We start from the raw sequence: 17,569 nt of genomic DNA, 5'->3' as shown, positions 1-17,569 counted from the left end.
TTGTCCGTTATGGATGCAAATATATTACTTAAATTCAATTTGGAAAACCGCCATTTTGTAATCAATAATCTATTAAAAACGAAAAATAATTCAATATATACTGGAAAATCAGGAATTATCATCTATTTATTAGAACTATATAGCATTACGAATGACGAAACTCTATTAATTGAAATACAGAAAGTTGCAGACATAATCTATGAAGACCTTAATGAACACGCATCTTACTCTTTTTTTACAGGAAATATGGGAGTTGCCTATTCATTTTTACAGGTATTTATTCACACAGGAGAGGAGAAATATTTAAATCACTGCTTTGAGATCTCCAAAAAAAGTAAAATCCATTTCAGTCTTATTGAGCGTCCAATTATTGATTTACTAAATGGTGTTTCCGGTATTTTATTAGGTCTTTTACATATTTATTCTCGAGGATATCAAGAACAATGGATATTAGATGATATTAATTTTTATATAGATTATATCATCAACAAGTCTTATAAATCCAAAAACGGAAATATTTATTGGGATCTCACAGCAAGGATCAACAAAGGACTTACAGGTTTCTCTCATGGAGCATCCGGAATAGGTTTTGTATTCAACGAACTTTATAAACTTACTGGAAATACAGCCTTTAAAGAAATCTTTGAGTCTGCCTTAAGATATGAAGACGAGTATTATGAACCAGCTATTAAAAACTGGCTTGATTTCAGAAAGTTTCCTTATAAACCTGAAGACAGTACCCAGTTTGACGAAAATGCAAGGAATGGTAATCTAAGCTTCTTTCTGGAAAGTAAACACATGTTTGCGTGGTGTCATGGTGCACCAGGAATTATTGGGGTAAGAGAAAATGTATCTTCTGATATTATTAATGAAATTCTTCTTTCTATTGAAACATCCAAAAACCATTCTTTATGCCATAGCGGTACAGGAAATCTGTTATGTCTTATTGAGAACGAATCAATAAATCCTAAATTTTACAGAAAGCACCTTGAAGACAAATGCCATGCTCTGATTGCTTATCATGACAAACATAAATCATTTATTAATGGTTATAACGACTCTGATTCTGATGAATATGGATTATTCATGGGAGAATTGGGGACATTCTATTTTCTTCTTAAAGCTTATAAGCATTTAACAGACCTTGCTACTGAGGATACAATCAATATTCTATATCCAAAAGTTTCTCCGAAAACATTCTTAGAAATATATAATCAACAGATATATAATAGTATTGCAGAAGCTTCATTTCCAAAAACTTTTTCGTTGATTCACGAGAAATATCCGGACTTAGTTTTAGAAAAAGAGGATATTCAAACTGAAAATCTAAGAAAAAAAGTAGCCAAACTGGAAGATGAGATCATTAATGATGTATTTTTGTTCGAGCAAACAATAAAACAAGTAGAACTTGACATTGAAAGCCATTCTTATGAGTTTTTCAAGAATAAGACGGATTTCAATTTTTTCAAATCGAACATAAAAAACAATAATTTAAGTGAAATACAGGTAAATATTGGTAACAAGGTCCAATTTGTTCAAACCCGATGGGATTGGAACCCTATGACTAATGAAAAATGGTCTTTAAATAATAAAAACAATATCGGGCAATATGAATATGCAATTACTCCTGATTACGAGAACATGTTCATTTCCCTGTCCAAGGTTCAAACCTACATTATTGATTATCTGAAAGGTAATGAGAATACGCCTTTAGAAGACATAATCAATCATTTTTATGAGATTATTGATGGATCTCCGGACAATAAAAAACTAATACAAGAAAACGTTATTAGCAATGTTTTTTACTTACTAAAAAACAGAGCTTTAGAAATCAAATATGAAAAAATTTAAATTCTATAAACAGCTGGACCAAATGGATTGTGGTCCTACCTGTTTAAAAATGATTGCAAAACATTACGGTGCAATCTATTCTGTAGAATATTTCAGGGATAAAAGTGCCATATCCAACCAAGGGGTAACATTATACGGGCTGAGTCGTGCAGCAGAGAATATCGGATTAAGGACACTAAGTGCAAGAGTGCCTTTTGATAGTATTGAAAAACTTATTTTTCCTTTTATAGCCCACTGGAAAAGCAATCACTTTATTGTAGTTTATAAAAAAACAGATAAACATGTTTATGTTGCTGATCCTGCAATAGGTAAAATAAAATATACCCATAAAGAATTCCTTGATGGATGGACATTAAAGGAGTTTAAAGACGAAGGGAATGTCTTGCTTATGGAACCTTCCCCATCTTTCTACAGCGATAATATCAATAAGAAGAAACGTGAAATCACCTCTTTTGATTCATTTATTTATTTTCTGCAATATTTAAGACCCCATAAAGGGCTTTTACTTCAGATCTTTCTGGGCTTAATGGTGGGCACAATTATTCAGCTGATTCTGCCTTTCCTATCTCAGGCTATGGTAGACAAAGGAATCAACGGAAGCAATATTGAATTGGTATACCTCATCCTTATTGCCCAAATTTTACTTAACATCGGAAATGCTTTTGCCGGATATGTAAGGAGCTGGATATTTCTGCATATCGGAACTAAGATTAATATTTCCATTGTTTCAGACTTCCTGATCAGAGTATTGGATCTTCCACTCATGTTCTTTGACAGTAGATCCGTGGGAGATCTTCTTCAGAGAATCAATGACAATTCCAGGATTGAAAGTTTCTTAACAGGTACATTCCTGAGTATTTTCTTTTCCATGATTAATCTCTTATTATTCGGTGGAATCATTTTTTATTATAATAAAGTAATATTTTCTGTATTTCTTATCGGAAGTATTCTCTATGTTTTGTGGGTTTTCTTTTTCCAAAACATTCGTAAGAAATTGGATATAAAAATATTTGATTTAAATTCCAGGAATACGAGTTCTCTGGTACAGCTTTTCGATGGAGTACAGGAAATTAAACTTTCTAACAGTGAGAAAATTAAAAGATGGGATTGGGAAAAGCTTCAGGCATCCATGTTTGAGCAGAAAAAGAAAATGCTTTATGCCAATCAAACCCAACAATCCGGATCTTTATTTATAAACCAGATCAAGAATATCTTAATTTCCTTTCTAGCTGCAAAGTCAGTAATTGATGGGGAAATCAGTTTAGGAACTATGTTTGCCATTCAATTTATTATTGCACAGGCAAATGCTCCTATTACAGATTTTGTTTCTTTCATCAGATCATATCAGATGGCAGAACTGAGTTTCAGACGATTAAATGAAATCTATTCTAAAAATAATGTGGCAGAAACCAATGAAAATTATATCACTATTATGCCAGATAGTAAGGATATCATTTTAAAAGATCTTTCATTTTCTTATTCCAAGAATGAAGATGATCTGGTTCTAAAGGATATTAGTCTGAAGGTTCCCGAAGGAAAACTTACCGCTATTGTAGGAGAAAGTGGCTCCGGGAAAACAACCATCTTAAAACTTCTTTTAAAATTCTATTTACCTGAAAAAGGACTGATTTCACTGGGAGGTGTTAACTTTAATAATATCAACCCTCAATGGTGGAATGAAAACTGTGGTGCTGTTTTACAGGATAGTTTTATTTTCTCAGATACTATAGCAAAAAACATCAGTCTTGGAGATACAATGATTGATAAAGACAGATTGGTATGGGCTGCAAAAATGGCAAATATTCAAGGGTTCATTGATGTGCTTCCGTTTGGTTATAATACAAGAATAGGAAAAGGTGGGCATGGTCTAAGCCAGGGACAAAAACAAAGAGTTTTAATAGCTCGCGTATTTTATAAAAATCCAAATTTCGTATTTCTGGATGAGGCAACTAATGCTTTGGATTCTGAAAATGAATCACAAATTATGGATCATATGCAGGAATTTTTAAAAGATAAAACTACAATTATTGTAGCACACAGGTTAAGTACTGTAAGAAATGCTGACAACATTATCGTTATTGATGATGGGAAAATTGTGGAACAAGGAACCCATGAAGAACTTATTACCAAAAACGGGAAATATTTTTCATTGGTAAAAAAACAACTATCATAAGAATTTTATATTTTTGCGACAAATCAACACAGTGGGAAAAAATACCTTAAGAAATCTTAGCCAAAAAAGCTTTCATAAAAATCAGATTTCAACTGAAACCCTCAATTCAGGAAAAGGATTCTAAACTAGATACTACCACCTTGTGATTCGATGAAAATTATAATACAGTTTAATTAAACTATAAATTCAACAGCATAGGGCATAATCAACTGAATATTAAAAAAATTAATAAAAACAACCTTTAAAAATAAACATGGAAAACAAAAAACTAACACTAGAGGACCTAAAATTAGAAAGCTTCTTAACAGAAATTGATAATTCTAAACTGATAAAAGTTCAGGGAGGAAACGGAGCATATGGTAGCGACGTTACCGAAGACAGCTGTGTGGATAGTTGTGAAACTGAGATGGAAACCCATCCTACAGAAGGTTCTGACTGCTGTACAGATGAATTACCTAGTGCTGAAACTTGTGGGCTAGATTGTACTACGGGAGAAGAACCTACAGGTGTTTCCGAGTGTTGCCCAGAACAGGAAAGCATGGTTGATTGTTAATCAAAAGTTTAAATAGCCAATCCTGATTGGCTATTTTCATTCTCCAAATCCTCACTATAACCACCTATGTATCACAAGATCAGAATATTCATATTTACCTTATTTTTTTTTACGTTAAATGCCCAGACAATTTTTGAATTACAAAAGCTAAAAGACTTTGCAAAAACATATGGAGTGATCAGATACTTTCATCCTAGTGATGAAGCGGCTTCTATTGATTGGAATTACTTTGCATCCTATGGGGTAGAAAAAATATCTCAATCAAAAAATCAAAAAGAATTTGAAGCAGAATTAAAAAATTTATTCCAACCTGTAGCTCCTTCCGTAACTTTTACCACAACTCTTTACAATTGGAATACAACTCCTTCTTTACATCCAGTATTTTGGATCCATAACGGATTGGGCATAGATAATATAAAGGTCAGAAAAGATTATACCAGCAAAAGGTTCAATAAGGAAACGGCTTCCAAAAATGAATCTCGCTATGTATATATTAACATAAAACCTATTCATTTTCAATCTGATATAAAGATTACTTATGAAGCAAAAAGCAGTAATAGCGCTGCAAGTTTTGCATATGCTAATATTTATACGGAAGGTAATGAGAAACCTCTTTTCCAAACTCATCAGTATGAGCCCATTACATCAATAGAATGGCAACAAAAAGAATTATTAATCAGCAATCATCTTTCCATTAACAGGATCAATTTCGGGTTACTTTCATCCAAACTGGGATCTGAATTTAGAAATGTAAAACTTTGGCTACTAAATGACACAAAAGAATGGATTACCTCACCTCTTCCTCCGTTTACCAATGAAGAATGGAAAGCCAATAATACAGAAACCATACTGGAGAGATATGATTCGGGATTCAGGTTTAAAGATACCACTGTCAACGATACCAAAACCTATGACATTAACTGGGATAAATATGTAAAACTTGATCTTTCCAATAATATAAGCCTAAGTATACCTACTGTCGTCTATTCCGATAAAAACTCAACGCTACCCATTTCTGATCAGCAACAACTTAAGAGAATACAAACATCGTTAAAGCAACAACCTTTTAACAAAAATATAGCTTTTGCAAATGTCATTATTTGTTGGAATATATTTAAGCACTTCTATCCTTATCAGGATGTGGTTAAAGTAAACTGGGACAGCGTTTTAGAAACCGCTTTGAAAGATGCTTATGACGATACAAATGAGTATGATAATTACCTTACTTTATCACGTTTTCTTTCCAATTTCAATGATGGTCATATGAGTGTCTCTTATCAGGGACTTTCGGAAAAAAGAAAATATGCTCCTGGGATTTCAGTAAGATATAGAAATAATATATTAGTTGTAAAAAATGTCAAACCAGATCTTAAGGATATTCAGAAAGGAGATATAATTACGGCTGTTAATGGTATTCCTACTGTAAAATACATGGATAGTCTTCAACATTATCTTTCCGGATCAAAGCATTTTAGAGAATGGAACTCTTCTCTTACCTTATTAAGAGGAACACTCAATAGTAATTTAAATTTGAACCTTAAAGCAGGAAAAACAATTGCTTTAACCAGAAATATAGAATTTGTTCCTAATGTTGACTTCTATACACGGGATGATGTCACAAAAGCACAAGAAATAAATAAGGAAACCTATTATGTGAACATGGATAAGCTTTCTGAAGAAGAAATGGAAGCCGAAGTTTCCAATATCAGAAAATATAAAAATCTTATTATAGATTTAAGAGGCTACCCAAGAACTGATCAAAAACATCGCCTGTTAAATTATTTATTACCTATTGCAGACTCTACAAAATGGCTTTGTTCTAAGCAGATTTATTTACCAGACTTTAAATACTATAAAGAAACCTGTAATGGGCATCGTTTAAGAAAATTTATTTCAGACAATCCATTAAAGATCAATACTGTTTTACTGGTAGATGAAAGAAGTGTAAGCAATGCAGAAATGTTCTCGCAAACAGTAAAACATTATAAATTAGCCACTATAATTGGCAGGCCTACGGCTGGAGCTAATGGAAATAGAAATGACATTAATCTATTAAACGGTTTTCAGATTTCATTTACAGGAATGAAGGTTACCAATCCTGACGGAACTTTATTTCATGCAGTGGGCGTAATTCCTGATATTCTGGTAAATGAAACACCTGACGACATCAAAAGTGGAAAAGATATTTACATGGAAAAAGCACTAGAATTTTTCCGTACAAAAAAATAACATCATGGTAGAATCTTGCGGACTGGTTATTAAACATAAAAACGAAATACTACTAATAAAGCCTAAAGGAATTTCAGGAAAAAACTTTTCGATTCCAAAAGGTTTAATGGAAAACGGGGAGGATTATATGGATGCCGCCATACGAGAAACCTATGAAGAAGTAGGGTTAAAATTTGAAAAGAAAAATATCATATTATCCTCTTATAATACAATTCCATATATTAATAATAAAGTTGTTACCAAAAAACTACATTATTTTTTGGTAGATGTAAGCAGTAGCAATAAAGAAGATGTTCTTTCATCATTAAAACTACAGAACAGCGAAGTAGCATCAGCCAATTTTTATACAAAAGAAGAAGCGATCAACCTTATTTTCTGGAGGCAGGCTATTATCCTTCATTATTTCCTATGATTAGTCTAGAAGATATTAAGTACAATTACAACAATGGATATATTTCTATTGTTAAACATCCTTATGCCGAACTGCATATTCTAAATTACACAAAAAAAGCTTCTCAAGAAGCTGTGTGGAATGAAGTAACCTTAAACAGCAGAGGATTGATTATTAATACCAAAGGAAAAATAATTTCTCTCCCTTTTCGGAAGTTTTTTGAAATTGAGCAGCTTCCTACTGAACTGACTCCCTCAAAACCACCTGTTGAGATTCTTGAAAAACTGGATGGTGCATTGGGCATTATGTATTGGTACAAAGATATTCCTTATATCAGCACAAGAGGAAGCTTCACTTCTTTTCAGGCAATAAGAGCAACAGAAGTACTACACAAAAAGTATTCTAAAATTTTTTACCTGCTTGATCGCAATTGCACCTATCTATTTGAAATTATTCTTCCTGAAAACCGTGTTGTCATTGATTATGGGAATTTGGAAGATCTTTATCTCATTGGGGTCATCAATAATGAAACGCAAGAGGAGATTAGTATTCATGATTACAAATATGTTTTCAGTTTGCCTCAGAAATTTGAAGTTAATCCAGGTTTTTCACTCCAGGATTTATATGAAATGAAAACCGAAAAAATTTTGGAAGGTTTTGTATTAAAATATGATGACGGTTTCAGGATTAAGGTTAAAAATAAGGATTATAGAGCTCGTTATCAATTTTATGCTGAAACGATAAGAAATTATGCTCTTGAAAAAGTTTTTTTAAGTAAAACGGACCATAGTTTTGAAGAAAAACTTTCAGCTTCTGATTCACACTGGTTAGAAATATTAATGAATAATATCATACTTTTAAAGGAAAAGTCTTTAGCAAACAACGATACAGAGCGGTTTGGAATCATCAAAAACAGAGTTTTCCAAAATCAATTTTTCACTGATATAGGAAACTTTAAAGAAAAGTTTTTATATTAGTCGGCTCAATTAACCATTGAAAATTTTACACAAATTAAATAAATAATTATGAACAAAAAATTAACATTAGAGGATCTTAAATTAGAGAGCTTTTTAACTGAAATCGACAATTCTAAATTGGTAAAAGTACAGGGAGGTAATGGGGCTTATGGAGGAGAAACCGAAGACTCTTGTGGAATATACTGCGACGATTTGGAAACAATGGGTGTATGTGGTGACACAGATGGATCAGATAACCCGGTCTGCAATACTTGTAACGAGACAGATGGCTGTACTGAAGGAGACGGATGCCCAGGTCCTGATCAATAGGGAGCCCGTAGTTTGAGAAATAAAACCTCAATACATTCTTAAATAAGAAATATCCTAGAAAATTTTCAATAAAACAAACATTAATTAAAAAAAATTATGAACACAAAATTAACACTAGAGGATCTAAAACTAGAAAGTTTTTTAACTGAAATCGACAATTCTAAATTAGTAAAAGTACAAGGGGGTAACGGGGCCTACGAAGACAATTCTGAAGATTGCGACACAGTAAACGGGGCGTGCGAAACAGCAACTTGTATGACTTATGTTGATTGCGCAGGTACTTACGCAGAATGTGACGAAACATTAGGAGGTGGCAACTGCCCTTCTCTTACCAGCAATGACTGTGATGGAGGGTCTGGAGAAGTACAATGTTAAACTATGTATAATTAATCAGGTAAAGACCATATGGATAATTTTCACAGATATCACCAGATTAATCCATATTGTAACTTACAATCATTAAATTGAATTTTTCTGAACAGTTTAATTTCGTATTAAACTGTTCTTTATTTTTACAAGATTTAAATTTTACAAAAATGTTCTTAAAAAAACACTTATTACTTATTTTCTTTTTCCTTTTTCATATAATAACTGCACAGAGATTTCTGAATTCGGATTTTGAAAAAGTAAATGATGAAAACCTTCCTCTAAAATGGTACCTCAATGGTAAAAATTATCTTTATGAAACTGATAATATAATAAAGATCTCTGGAAATAAAAGTCTGAAAGTTACTAGTAATTCACCAAAAAACACTGATTTTGCAAGCTTTTTCTGTTCAATCCCTACCGAACTTTTCAAAGGAAAGGAACTCCGTCTGGTTGGTAAAATTAAAGTACAGTCTACACAGAATGGCAATGCCGGACTTTGGGTAAGGGTAAATGATGCCAATAATAAGGTTCTTGCTTTTGATAATATGAGCGGCAAGAGAATAACTGGAAATACAGATTGGACAGAAGCATCCATTACACTAAAAGTTAATCCAGATGCAGAAAAAATAATAATAGGAGGAATTTCTAAAGGAGAAGGAGTTGCCTGGTTTGATGATTTTAAATTATTTGCCAATAATAAACCCATCGAAGACATTTCAAAAAAAGAAAAACTAACCCTGGAAGAAGCTGATATCTTAAAAAAATATATTTATCCTCTAAAAACCTATGATCCGGACTCAAAAGATAATAATGATCTGAAAATTCTAAAAAAACTGATCGGCAATTCCAAAACCGTTGCTCTGGGAGAAGTCACTCACGGATCATCAGAAATTTTCAAGATGAAGGATCGTATAATCAGATATCTGGTACCAAATGAAGGCTTTAATCTTTTTTCAATAGAAGCTGCAATGCCGGAATCTTATCAAATGAATAATTATATCATAGATGGTAAAGGCTCTGCAAAAGAATATCTTAACGGAATGATTTTCTGGACATGGAAAACCAATGAAATCCTGAATATGGTAGAATGGATGAAGCAATACAATCAATCTACTGATAAAAAAGTGTATTTCTCTGGTTTTGATATGCAAAGCTTTACTGCTTCCATAAACGAATTGAAAAAACAATTTCAAAATAACCCAGCTTCTCTACAGAAGATTGAAGAACTGAATAAATTACTGGAAAAAATAAGAAATCAATTCCAAAATGACAAGAAACAAAACATTGATCAAAAAGACAGAGACATTATAAACTCTATTATTTCTGAAATTAAGAAGGATGTTGAAAATAAAGGAAATAATAAAGATTTAGCTTTCATCAAACAGAATATAAGAATCATAGAACAGTATCTTGACTTGAATAGTATAAGCAGAGACAAATATATGGCAGAGAATGTCTTATGGATTAAAAATAATAATCCTGATTCAAAAATGATCCTTTGGGCTCACAACGGACATATAGATGAATCCCGTAATAATATGGGATATTTCTTATCTGAACAGCTTGGTAAGGATTATTTAACATTTGGATTCGCTTTTTATTCAGGAAGATACACCGCAAAAGGAGACAAAGGCCTGTCAACATACGATGCCCAGGAAGCATATCTTGGTAGTTATGAGTATTTTCTTAACTCCCTGAATGAACCTTATTTCATATTAGATATAAAAAAAATAAAAGAAGATAATAATGAAAAAATCAAATGGATTATTGAAGATTTAGACCTGAGAAGAACAGGAGCGGTAAATCATTTGAATGAATTTTATCCTACAGACATATCTAAGAATTTTGATTATCTGATTTTTATCAATAAATCGTCAAATTCTGTTATATTTAAGCAGCTTAATTAAAAAATATTTAAAAAAAATCACTATTTTCGCTTAGTATAGATAAAAATAACCAGATTTATGGAAAACAAAAAATTAACATTAGAGGATTTAAAATTAGAAAGCTTTTTAACTGAAATTGATAACTCAAAACTTGTAAAAGTACAGGGTGGTAATGGCGCCTATAGTGATGACGATACAGAAGGAGAATATTGCAATACTACTCCTGAAACAGATGAAGATACAGGTCCTGTAGCATGCCCGGATACAGATTATACATATGGAGGAGGTGCTACATGTGGTGATTGCCCAACTTATGAAACTACAGATACAGTAGGAGATCAAACAGAAGGAAGCTGTGATGGTCAATGTACAGACTAATAATAGAAAATTTAAAAAAGCACTCGTTTGAGTGCTTTTTTTGTTCGATAACTAATTTATAAAACTATTGTAGAGTACATAGCTAATGTAACCTTCATCATGATTTGACAACCCTAATCTATTATTTAGCATATGCAGATAACTTATATAAATAATATGTCTCTTTCTAGTTAAAGATGAATTGTTTAGAGCTATATCCTTTTCTTTTATGTAACGATGCCAGTGAAATATCGGAGAATCATCTATAGCTTCATCAGTATCTAACACACCATCAAGAGCATTAAACCTTTCTAAAATAGCTTCCTTATTTTTTAAATACTGCTTTTCAAAGAGAATATCTACATTTTCAGTTTTTGAAACTATTCTGGCTCTTTCTTTCCAATGGCTGTTATCCATTTTAAATAGCATCTCTTTTATTTCATCATCATTAAGTGCCACACTTTTTAGAAATATATAAGATAACTGCAATGCAATTCCTTGTGCTACTCCAAGATTCCAATTTTGATTAATAGATGACATCAGGTTCAGTACTGTTTCCGAGGAGTCCTGAAAATGACTTTCAGCAGTAGAAATACCTTCTCCCCCTCCATATCTCTCTACTTCAGGTTCATATTCTATAAAATGAACCGTATTATTAGGAAGAAAATGTTCTTTTTCTATATTTCTTACTGAAGGATTCTTTTCCAGATAAATACTGAAAAATGTAATGATTTCATTTTTTATTTTTTCCTTATCATTAGTATTCACTAATAATCTAAGACGTATATGCGGCCCTGCCTCCCAATACCTGATAAAAAAATACTTATGAACCGGGAACTGGTTTTTAATAATTTCTAAAAATCCTGGCAACGCTTCTATAAGAAATTTGTTATGAGCAGTATAAAAAATGTGAACAGAAATCCACTCTTTATTTTCTGTAAGATTCTCCATCATACCATTGTATTAAAAATTCACTGATGTAATTATTATCCTTTTTCATTTCAACAGCATCCTCACTTTTTGGTAATACTTCACTTATTCTTACTGTTTTAGCCTTACTTAATAGCTTCTTGATGAAAGAAATAAAAACAGGATTGTAAATATTAATATACTGAGGTTTATAATCATCCGGTGCAAAGTTTTTGTCTTTACTTCTACTGATGTTCAATATGATGAAAAACTCAGAAGGAATATTAAATTTCTTCGCCCATTTTGCGAAATGTACTAAAAATTCATGATCATCTTTGTCACAGAACCCATTCAATTCCGCTGTTTCTTTTTCATTAATGATCCAGTGCTGTCTCTGTAAAATAAAATTCTCAGAATATGTCATTCTCGGAAACATTTCAACAGTTTCACTCAATAATACTTTATATTTCTTATTAAGCTCTGTTATTAAATAGCCATAAGAAGGTGTAACTTTATCTGAAAAATTCAACAAAAGATTAAATAGCTGTGATCGTCCTTTTACTCCTTGAAAGCAGGAATCATGTACATATATTTTTTTGTTAAAAACAGGACTGAACAATTCCAATTCTTGATTTTCTTCATTTTTCCTCACCAATAGATCACTTACTTTTATCTGGTGCTTCTGATCTACATTTTTATGACCTCCCGGAATAATACATTCAAAAGGGAATAGTGGTGGATGAAGATTTGCGTTAAAGAAAGAGGAGTCATTTACTTCAGAATAAATAAGATCATCTTTCTCCAATTTATTATTTTGCTTAACGACATCCCCATAAAACTCCTTGTCAAACATATAAAGAAATCTGCTGGACATTCTTCCATATCCCCAACCAGAACTGTTTACAATAATATTATTCCCTGCAACTTGGAAAAACATAGATAAAGAAAGATTTTTGTTCGTTTTTATCTTTTGTTTAGCCTCTATGAACACCTTCTTCTCATCATTAAAATAATAATCAAAACTATCAATAATCTTACTACCATCTACTGCTGGCGTAAGCATATTTAAAGCATTTTGATTTTCATTAGAATTTTCTTTTAAAAATCTATAATAGTCTTCATAGAAATTCAAAAGATTCACCTCATTTTGGTCATAGTTTTTCGAAAAGAATGCAAAGAGTTCATTTCTTCTTTTTTTTACATTAGAAAAATTATCTGATATTAAAACAAGATCAGTCATGTCCTTAAGCTTATCCTCAAAGAAGTCTTTATTCAAAGTAATATCATTTTTCAGAGATGTATCTTCTAAAAATATTTTTTCCTTTTTGAATAAAAATTTAAAATCTTCAAATGTTTCAGAAACTTTTTCCTGATCCATTTCAGATTTAGGTGAAGCCTGTCTTAATAAAAAAACACTTTGTTTTAAAGCTTGATAAGCCTCATCCAATATCTGTTTTCTTTCATTAATATTTCCAAAATTTTCCTGATAACGATTTTTACAGTCATTTAAGACTATAAGCAGATGGATCACAACTGTTTTGGGTTCAGAATCTGCAATATTGGGAAATTCCTGTAAAAGTTTTTCAATCCAGTCTATATCTGTTCCTGAAGCAAAATAATCTAATTCTATTAACCCTATATTGAACAGCTTTTTTACATATTTTTTAATGGAATCTTCGTCAGCTGCAATATTTTCAATACATACTTTTACCAGTTCAGAATATACAATATCCGGATTTTCATTGCAAAAATTTATAATAAAATTAACAACCCCATTATTATCAAAGCTATGAAAGTATTCAAAATTATTCTTGTTGATAAGAATTTTACATTTTCCCTCCTCATTATCTACAACTAGAGAGGGATTAAGCGATATCCTTAATGATTCATAAATTTCTTCAATTCTCACAAAATAATTGCGTAGAATCTGAAAAATAGCATTATTAATCCTTATAAAACTGGTTACCTCTTCTGAGGATGGAGTGGATACGATAATGGCATCCTGTTTTTTAAACGAAACCCTATTCAGTTGTGTAAGAGAGCTGAATGGAGTCGGTTTATATATCGACCTTGTTAAATATTTTAAATAGCCAATTTCCCTCTGTCTGTTTTTTTTATTTACAGTAACTTCCGGAACATATTTATCAATTGAAGATATAAGAGAATCACTACTGATAAGAAATCCGTTCTGTAGCAAAGGATTATCCAGCAATACTTTGATGACATCTCTTTTATCTTTGATTTCTGTATCAAATTCAGATCTGAAAAGACTTAACTCCTTTTCGTATATTTCTTTTAAAGCAAGATATCCCGCATAGGCATCTGAATAATCTGCTGTTTTCTTTAAGTCGCCTGGTTTTATACTTTTATCATTATAAATAGAACGTCTTACATTCTGAATACCATTATTAATATCTTTATCTTTAATAGAAAGATTGAGTGTATGAAGATTATCTAAGGTTTCTTCTTTCTTATTTTCAAGCTCAAGACTTAGTTTTAGTATATGAGAGAGGTTATTATTGAAGGGTGGTGAAGTGTGTAATAATTGATTTCCTAGGTTTGTGTTTATACTACATATTCTTCCAATTCCGTGGTTAAGAATTTCCATTATCTATTAGTTTTTTTACATTCTTTATAAAGAGTTCAAAGAGCGTCTGATCTTTAAGAATGACCTCTCCTTTTCCTCTTAGCTCAGGGCTAAACGGAATATTGGTTCCATAAGAGGTCTTTAAAGTACTTGGAAGATCTACAATTACATTATAGAAGCCTTCACTATTTGGAAAAGATGAAACCCTTTTCACCTTTCCGGTAACAAAGCCGTATTCTGTACTTTCATAGCCGTCCAGCTTGATAATTACCTTTTGTTCTGATTTTATTTTTCCCAAAAACTTCCCGGAAACGAGCCCATTCCCCAACATATCCTGCGAAAGTGGGCGTAAAGAGATCAAGTGCTCTCCCACTGTAGTAAACTTATTACTATTCCAGACATTAAAAAAGTTTACTTCACCAGTATAAGGAGCAATGAAAATATTTTTTTCCTTCCATTTTGAAAACTCTTCCTTAAATACCAAAAAGCTGTTGATACATTCTCTTTTCAGATCACTTACATTTAATTTATTATCTGCTATGGTCTGTTTAGATTTATAAGCAGTCTGTACAATATCAGATTCTTCTGTTTTATATTGAAAACTAAGATTATGGTAAACCTTTTTAAGCTCATTATACTCTCTCTGGATGTTATCCATATCTGTTTTTGAGATATATCCTTTCTTATAAAGCTCTTCATTGTTTTGCACCTTTTTTTGCAAAATAGAAAGGTTTTCCTTTACAGAATTAATCTCATTATCCTTAGACGAAAGCGCACTTTTTTTATTGGACAAATCCTGAGTATAAGCATCTACCCTAGAAGCACTTGGATCCACACTTTTAAATGTTCTGTACTCATCCAGGTTCTTGATAAAATTAGAGTAATAAATCTCAAGCTCCCCCAGATTCAAAGCCGTGTTTACCTTTATTTTCTCCAAGTTATTCTGGGATACAAGTACATCTGTATTTTCTATAAACTTAGAAGCGGTTACAAGATCATTATACTTAATATTCTTTTCTATCAGTGCAATCCAATCTCCTTCATTTACCTTTTTGCCATTCTCTACCAACAGTTTAAGATTACCTGAATTTTGAGAAACAAACTGATAGCTCGGGGTTTGGGTCTCTATCTTAAGCCCTTGAATATCTGCCGATTCAGGATATTTGATAATAAAACTGATAGAAATAACGATAACAAGTATAAGAAAAATAGAAAGAATACTATTTCTTATGATCCAGTTGGGACGGTTCTCAAGAATGTCCTGAACCTCTTCACTATAAATTTCTATATTATTCTGTTCCTGAGGCATGGTGATAATTATTTAGAATATAAAAGATAAATGCCCGGTCTATAGATGGAATTCCCAGAATATTAAATACCGATTCCAATAATTTTCTATACGAGATCAGATGTTTTGCATCTTCAACGGAATCCAGATTCAAAATATCATACTCAAACTTAAAGTAATCTTTTTCATTATTCTCAATATCAGAAACAATTGTTTTAAGATCTGCTTTCAGTTCTGCCAATAACGAAGAAGAATCTAAAATTTCCTCTGTTTGAATAGTATCATCGCTTAAAAATGCATTAATAAAGTTATTAAAGTTTGACTGATTACTCTCGTACTTTAATTTAAAATGATTAGTAACCTTTTCTTTTTCAAAAATAAGTTCTTCATAACTTTTCAAAGCACGTACATCAAAAGATAACGGAAGAAGATCCTGATATACATAGTTTGAGAATTTTTTCTTTAAATCATTATTGATTAATTTATAAACATACAACGATAATAGAAAGCCTGTACCAAAAACATCTTCTTTCTTATAATCCAGATTATTCTTTCTGAGATATTGAGTTAATACATATGAAAATCTTTCTTTGAAATGATCAAACTTGCCATTAAGCGCCTCGCCTCCAAAGGTTCCTTTAAAGGATACATTTTGAGTAATATAACTTGTTAACGGATGTAAAATATCCGCTTTAATACCATTGAATATCTCTACATTACTTATCCCTGATTTATCATCATACAATTCTATATTCAATAAAGATTTAGCCTGAGTATCTTTATATTCAAATGAAAATGCTTTTATATAAAGTTTAAACTTTTTATTAAAATAATAGGTAATAAGGTTGATAATTCCCTTATAATCAGCAATGCTTGCATCTAGAATTTCTATGGTCATCCTTTGATTACCTAAAAATGCTTTTCTGGTAGAGTACTGATTTTGGAAATTATGGAAAACATTCAGGTGCTTTTTTAAGATTTCAATAATTTCAGATGATGCTACTTCCTCACTGAATAATTCATTGATCACATAATCAAAATCCTTTACAAAATCAGGTGCAATAATTTTCAATTCCGCAAGTCTTGCCTTTCCATTACTCTCCCATCTATTATTAGCAATACAGTATAATTGGCTTACTTCATCAAAAAGCTTTGAAAACAATGTAAACTTATCGATGCTGTTCTCACAATCTTCAAGATCATCAATGGCATTAGAAATTTTAATGCATTTATTCTTAATATCATGTTCATCTATATCATATTCTTTTCCTTTATGATACAAAAAATCGCACGTTTCGAAAACTGAAGTGAGTGAATCATCTTCACCTGAAAGGGGTTCGCCTTTGGCGATCATCCTTATTAAAGCTCCGGACTTACTTGCGTATGATTTTTCAAGTTCTTCGGTGATTCTGTTTTTAGGAATGACAAGACAGTCTATATATTTATTAATCTCCTCAATATAAAATTTTTCATTATGAGAAATTGCTACATCTGGTGACAGCACAATAATATCTATGTCTGAATTTGGCTTCATGTTTCCGGTTTTATAGCTACCTGTAAGAATAAATGAACAATCTTTGTATTTATTCTCCAGTGATAAAACCATTGTTTCTTTTATCATCGGTTATATAATTTTTTTACATCTACAGAAACGGCTAAAATACTGAAAAAACAAAATACATTAATTCAC

Annotated in this window: 13 protein-coding genes and 1 pseudogene; 10 read left to right on the top strand and 4 right to left on the bottom strand. The window is 31.5% G+C overall.

The window, feature by feature from the left end:
• Positions 1-9: 9 nt before the first annotated feature.
• The 10 genes and pseudogenes from BBI01_RS19485 to BBI01_RS19440 all read left to right on the top strand — a co-directional run bounded on the left by BBI01_RS19485 (position 10) and on the right by BBI01_RS19440 (position 11,116).
• Entirely contained in the window at positions 10-1,851 is a 1,842-nt protein-coding gene (locus tag BBI01_RS19485) for a lanthionine synthetase LanC family protein (protein ID WP_165602281.1), read from the top strand.
• Positions 1,838-4,024, top strand: coding sequence for a peptidase domain-containing ABC transporter (locus BBI01_RS19480; RefSeq protein WP_065396319.1), 2,187 nt, complete (start codon positions 1,838-1,840; stop codon positions 4,022-4,024). The genes BBI01_RS19485 and BBI01_RS19480 overlap by 14 nt, the downstream gene beginning before the upstream one ends.
• A gap of 253 nt (positions 4,025-4,277) precedes the next feature.
• The gene (locus BBI01_RS19475) at positions 4,278-4,577 is read left to right on the top strand and encodes a pinensin family lanthipeptide (protein ID WP_065396318.1); all 300 of its coding nucleotides are present in this window, start codon (positions 4,278-4,280) and stop codon (positions 4,575-4,577) included.
• A gap of 174 nt (positions 4,578-4,751) precedes the next feature.
• A complete protein-coding gene (locus BBI01_RS19470; protein WP_165602280.1) occupies positions 4,752-6,806 on the top strand; it encodes a S41 family peptidase in 2,055 nt (684 codons plus the stop codon).
• Positions 6,807-6,810: 4 nt separating this feature from the next.
• Positions 6,811-7,218 (top strand): NUDIX domain-containing protein, encoded by a 408-nt coding sequence (locus tag BBI01_RS19465; RefSeq protein ID WP_065396316.1) that lies wholly within the window; start codon positions 6,811-6,813, stop codon positions 7,216-7,218.
• Positions 7,215-8,174: an RNA ligase gene (locus BBI01_RS19460; protein ID WP_065396315.1), complete on the top strand. Its 960-nt coding sequence runs from the start codon at positions 7,215-7,217 to the stop codon at positions 8,172-8,174. Before BBI01_RS19465 ends, BBI01_RS19460 begins: the two co-directional genes overlap by 4 nt.
• Before the next feature lie 48 nt (positions 8,175-8,222).
• Positions 8,223-8,483: a pinensin family lanthipeptide gene (locus BBI01_RS19455; protein ID WP_065396314.1), complete on the top strand. Its 261-nt coding sequence runs from the start codon at positions 8,223-8,225 to the stop codon at positions 8,481-8,483.
• A gap of 96 nt (positions 8,484-8,579) precedes the next feature.
• Positions 8,580-8,657 (top strand): annotated as a pseudogene (locus BBI01_RS23200) (pinensin family lanthipeptide); the annotation flags it as partial.
• 362 nt (positions 8,658-9,019) lie between these two features.
• A complete protein-coding gene (locus tag BBI01_RS19445; RefSeq protein WP_065396312.1) occupies positions 9,020-10,759 on the top strand; it encodes an erythromycin esterase family protein in 1,740 nt (579 codons plus the stop codon).
• Positions 10,760-10,816: 57 nt separating this feature from the next.
• Positions 10,817-11,116 carry a pinensin family lanthipeptide gene (locus BBI01_RS19440; protein ID WP_065396311.1) on the top strand — a complete coding sequence of 100 codons (300 nt, stop codon included), beginning with the start codon at positions 10,817-10,819 and terminating at the stop codon, positions 11,114-11,116.
• Between the two features lie 51 nt (positions 11,117-11,167).
• Here the strand turns inward: BBI01_RS19440 and BBI01_RS19435 are convergent, their stop codons facing one another.
• The 4 genes from BBI01_RS19435 to BBI01_RS19420 are packed head-to-tail and all read right to left on the bottom strand — an operon-like array spanning position 11,168 to position 17,500.
• Positions 11,168-12,049 carry a thiopeptide-type bacteriocin biosynthesis protein gene (locus BBI01_RS19435; protein ID WP_065396310.1) on the bottom strand — a complete coding sequence of 294 codons (882 nt, stop codon included), beginning with the start codon at positions 12,047-12,049 and terminating at the stop codon, positions 11,168-11,170.
• A complete protein-coding gene (locus tag BBI01_RS19430; RefSeq protein WP_065396309.1) occupies positions 12,024-14,612 on the bottom strand; it encodes a lantibiotic dehydratase in 2,589 nt (862 codons plus the stop codon). The genes BBI01_RS19435 and BBI01_RS19430 overlap by 26 nt, the downstream gene beginning before the upstream one ends.
• Positions 14,599-15,900, bottom strand: coding sequence for an HlyD family secretion protein (locus BBI01_RS19425; protein WP_065396308.1), 1,302 nt, complete (start codon positions 15,898-15,900; stop codon positions 14,599-14,601). Before BBI01_RS19425 ends, BBI01_RS19430 begins: the two co-directional genes overlap by 14 nt.
• Positions 15,881-17,500, bottom strand: a complete 1,620-nt coding sequence (locus BBI01_RS19420; RefSeq protein WP_065396307.1) for a nucleotidyltransferase domain-containing protein — start codon at positions 17,498-17,500, stop codon at positions 15,881-15,883. The genes BBI01_RS19425 and BBI01_RS19420 overlap by 20 nt, the downstream gene beginning before the upstream one ends.
• Positions 17,501-17,569 lie beyond the last annotated feature (69 nt).

It is taken from the genome of Chryseobacterium artocarpi, from assembly GCF_001684975.1.
GTDB lineage: Bacteria > Bacteroidota > Bacteroidia > Flavobacteriales > Weeksellaceae > Chryseobacterium > Chryseobacterium artocarpi.
The sequence above is the reverse complement of the archived record's forward strand: the minus strand, read 5'-3'. Positions and strand labels throughout refer to the sequence as shown.

What these genes read in the sequence shown, in the direction of transcription:
- BBI01_RS19485 (WP_165602281.1), top strand. Translation starts at nt 10, where the DNA reads ATGGATGCAAATATATTACTTAAATTCAATTTGGAAAACCGCCATTTT.
- BBI01_RS19480 (WP_065396319.1), top strand. Translation starts at nt 1,838, where the DNA reads ATGAAAAAATTTAAATTCTATAAACAGCTGGACCAAATGGATTGTGGT.
- BBI01_RS19475 (WP_065396318.1), top strand. Translation starts at nt 4,278, where the DNA reads ATGGAAAACAAAAAACTAACACTAGAGGACCTAAAATTAGAAAGCTTC.
- BBI01_RS19465 (WP_065396316.1), top strand. Translation starts at nt 6,811, where the DNA reads ATGGTAGAATCTTGCGGACTGGTTATTAAACATAAAAACGAAATACTA.
- BBI01_RS19460 (WP_065396315.1), top strand. Translation starts at nt 7,215, where the DNA reads ATGATTAGTCTAGAAGATATTAAGTACAATTACAACAATGGATATATT.
- BBI01_RS19455 (WP_065396314.1), top strand. Translation starts at nt 8,223, where the DNA reads ATGAACAAAAAATTAACATTAGAGGATCTTAAATTAGAGAGCTTTTTA.
- BBI01_RS19445 (WP_065396312.1), top strand. Translation starts at nt 9,020, where the DNA reads ATGTTCTTAAAAAAACACTTATTACTTATTTTCTTTTTCCTTTTTCAT.
- BBI01_RS19440 (WP_065396311.1), top strand. Translation starts at nt 10,817, where the DNA reads ATGGAAAACAAAAAATTAACATTAGAGGATTTAAAATTAGAAAGCTTT.
- BBI01_RS19435 (WP_065396310.1), bottom strand. Translation starts at nt 12,049, where the DNA reads ATGATGGAGAATCTTACAGAAAATAAAGAGTGGATTTCTGTTCACATT.
- BBI01_RS19430 (WP_065396309.1), bottom strand. Translation starts at nt 14,612, where the DNA reads ATGGAAATTCTTAACCACGGAATTGGAAGAATATGTAGTATAAACACA.
- BBI01_RS19425 (WP_065396308.1), bottom strand. Translation starts at nt 15,900, where the DNA reads ATGCCTCAGGAACAGAATAATATAGAAATTTATAGTGAAGAGGTTCAG.
- BBI01_RS19420 (WP_065396307.1), bottom strand. Translation starts at nt 17,500, where the DNA reads ATGATAAAAGAAACAATGGTTTTATCACTGGAGAATAAATACAAAGAT.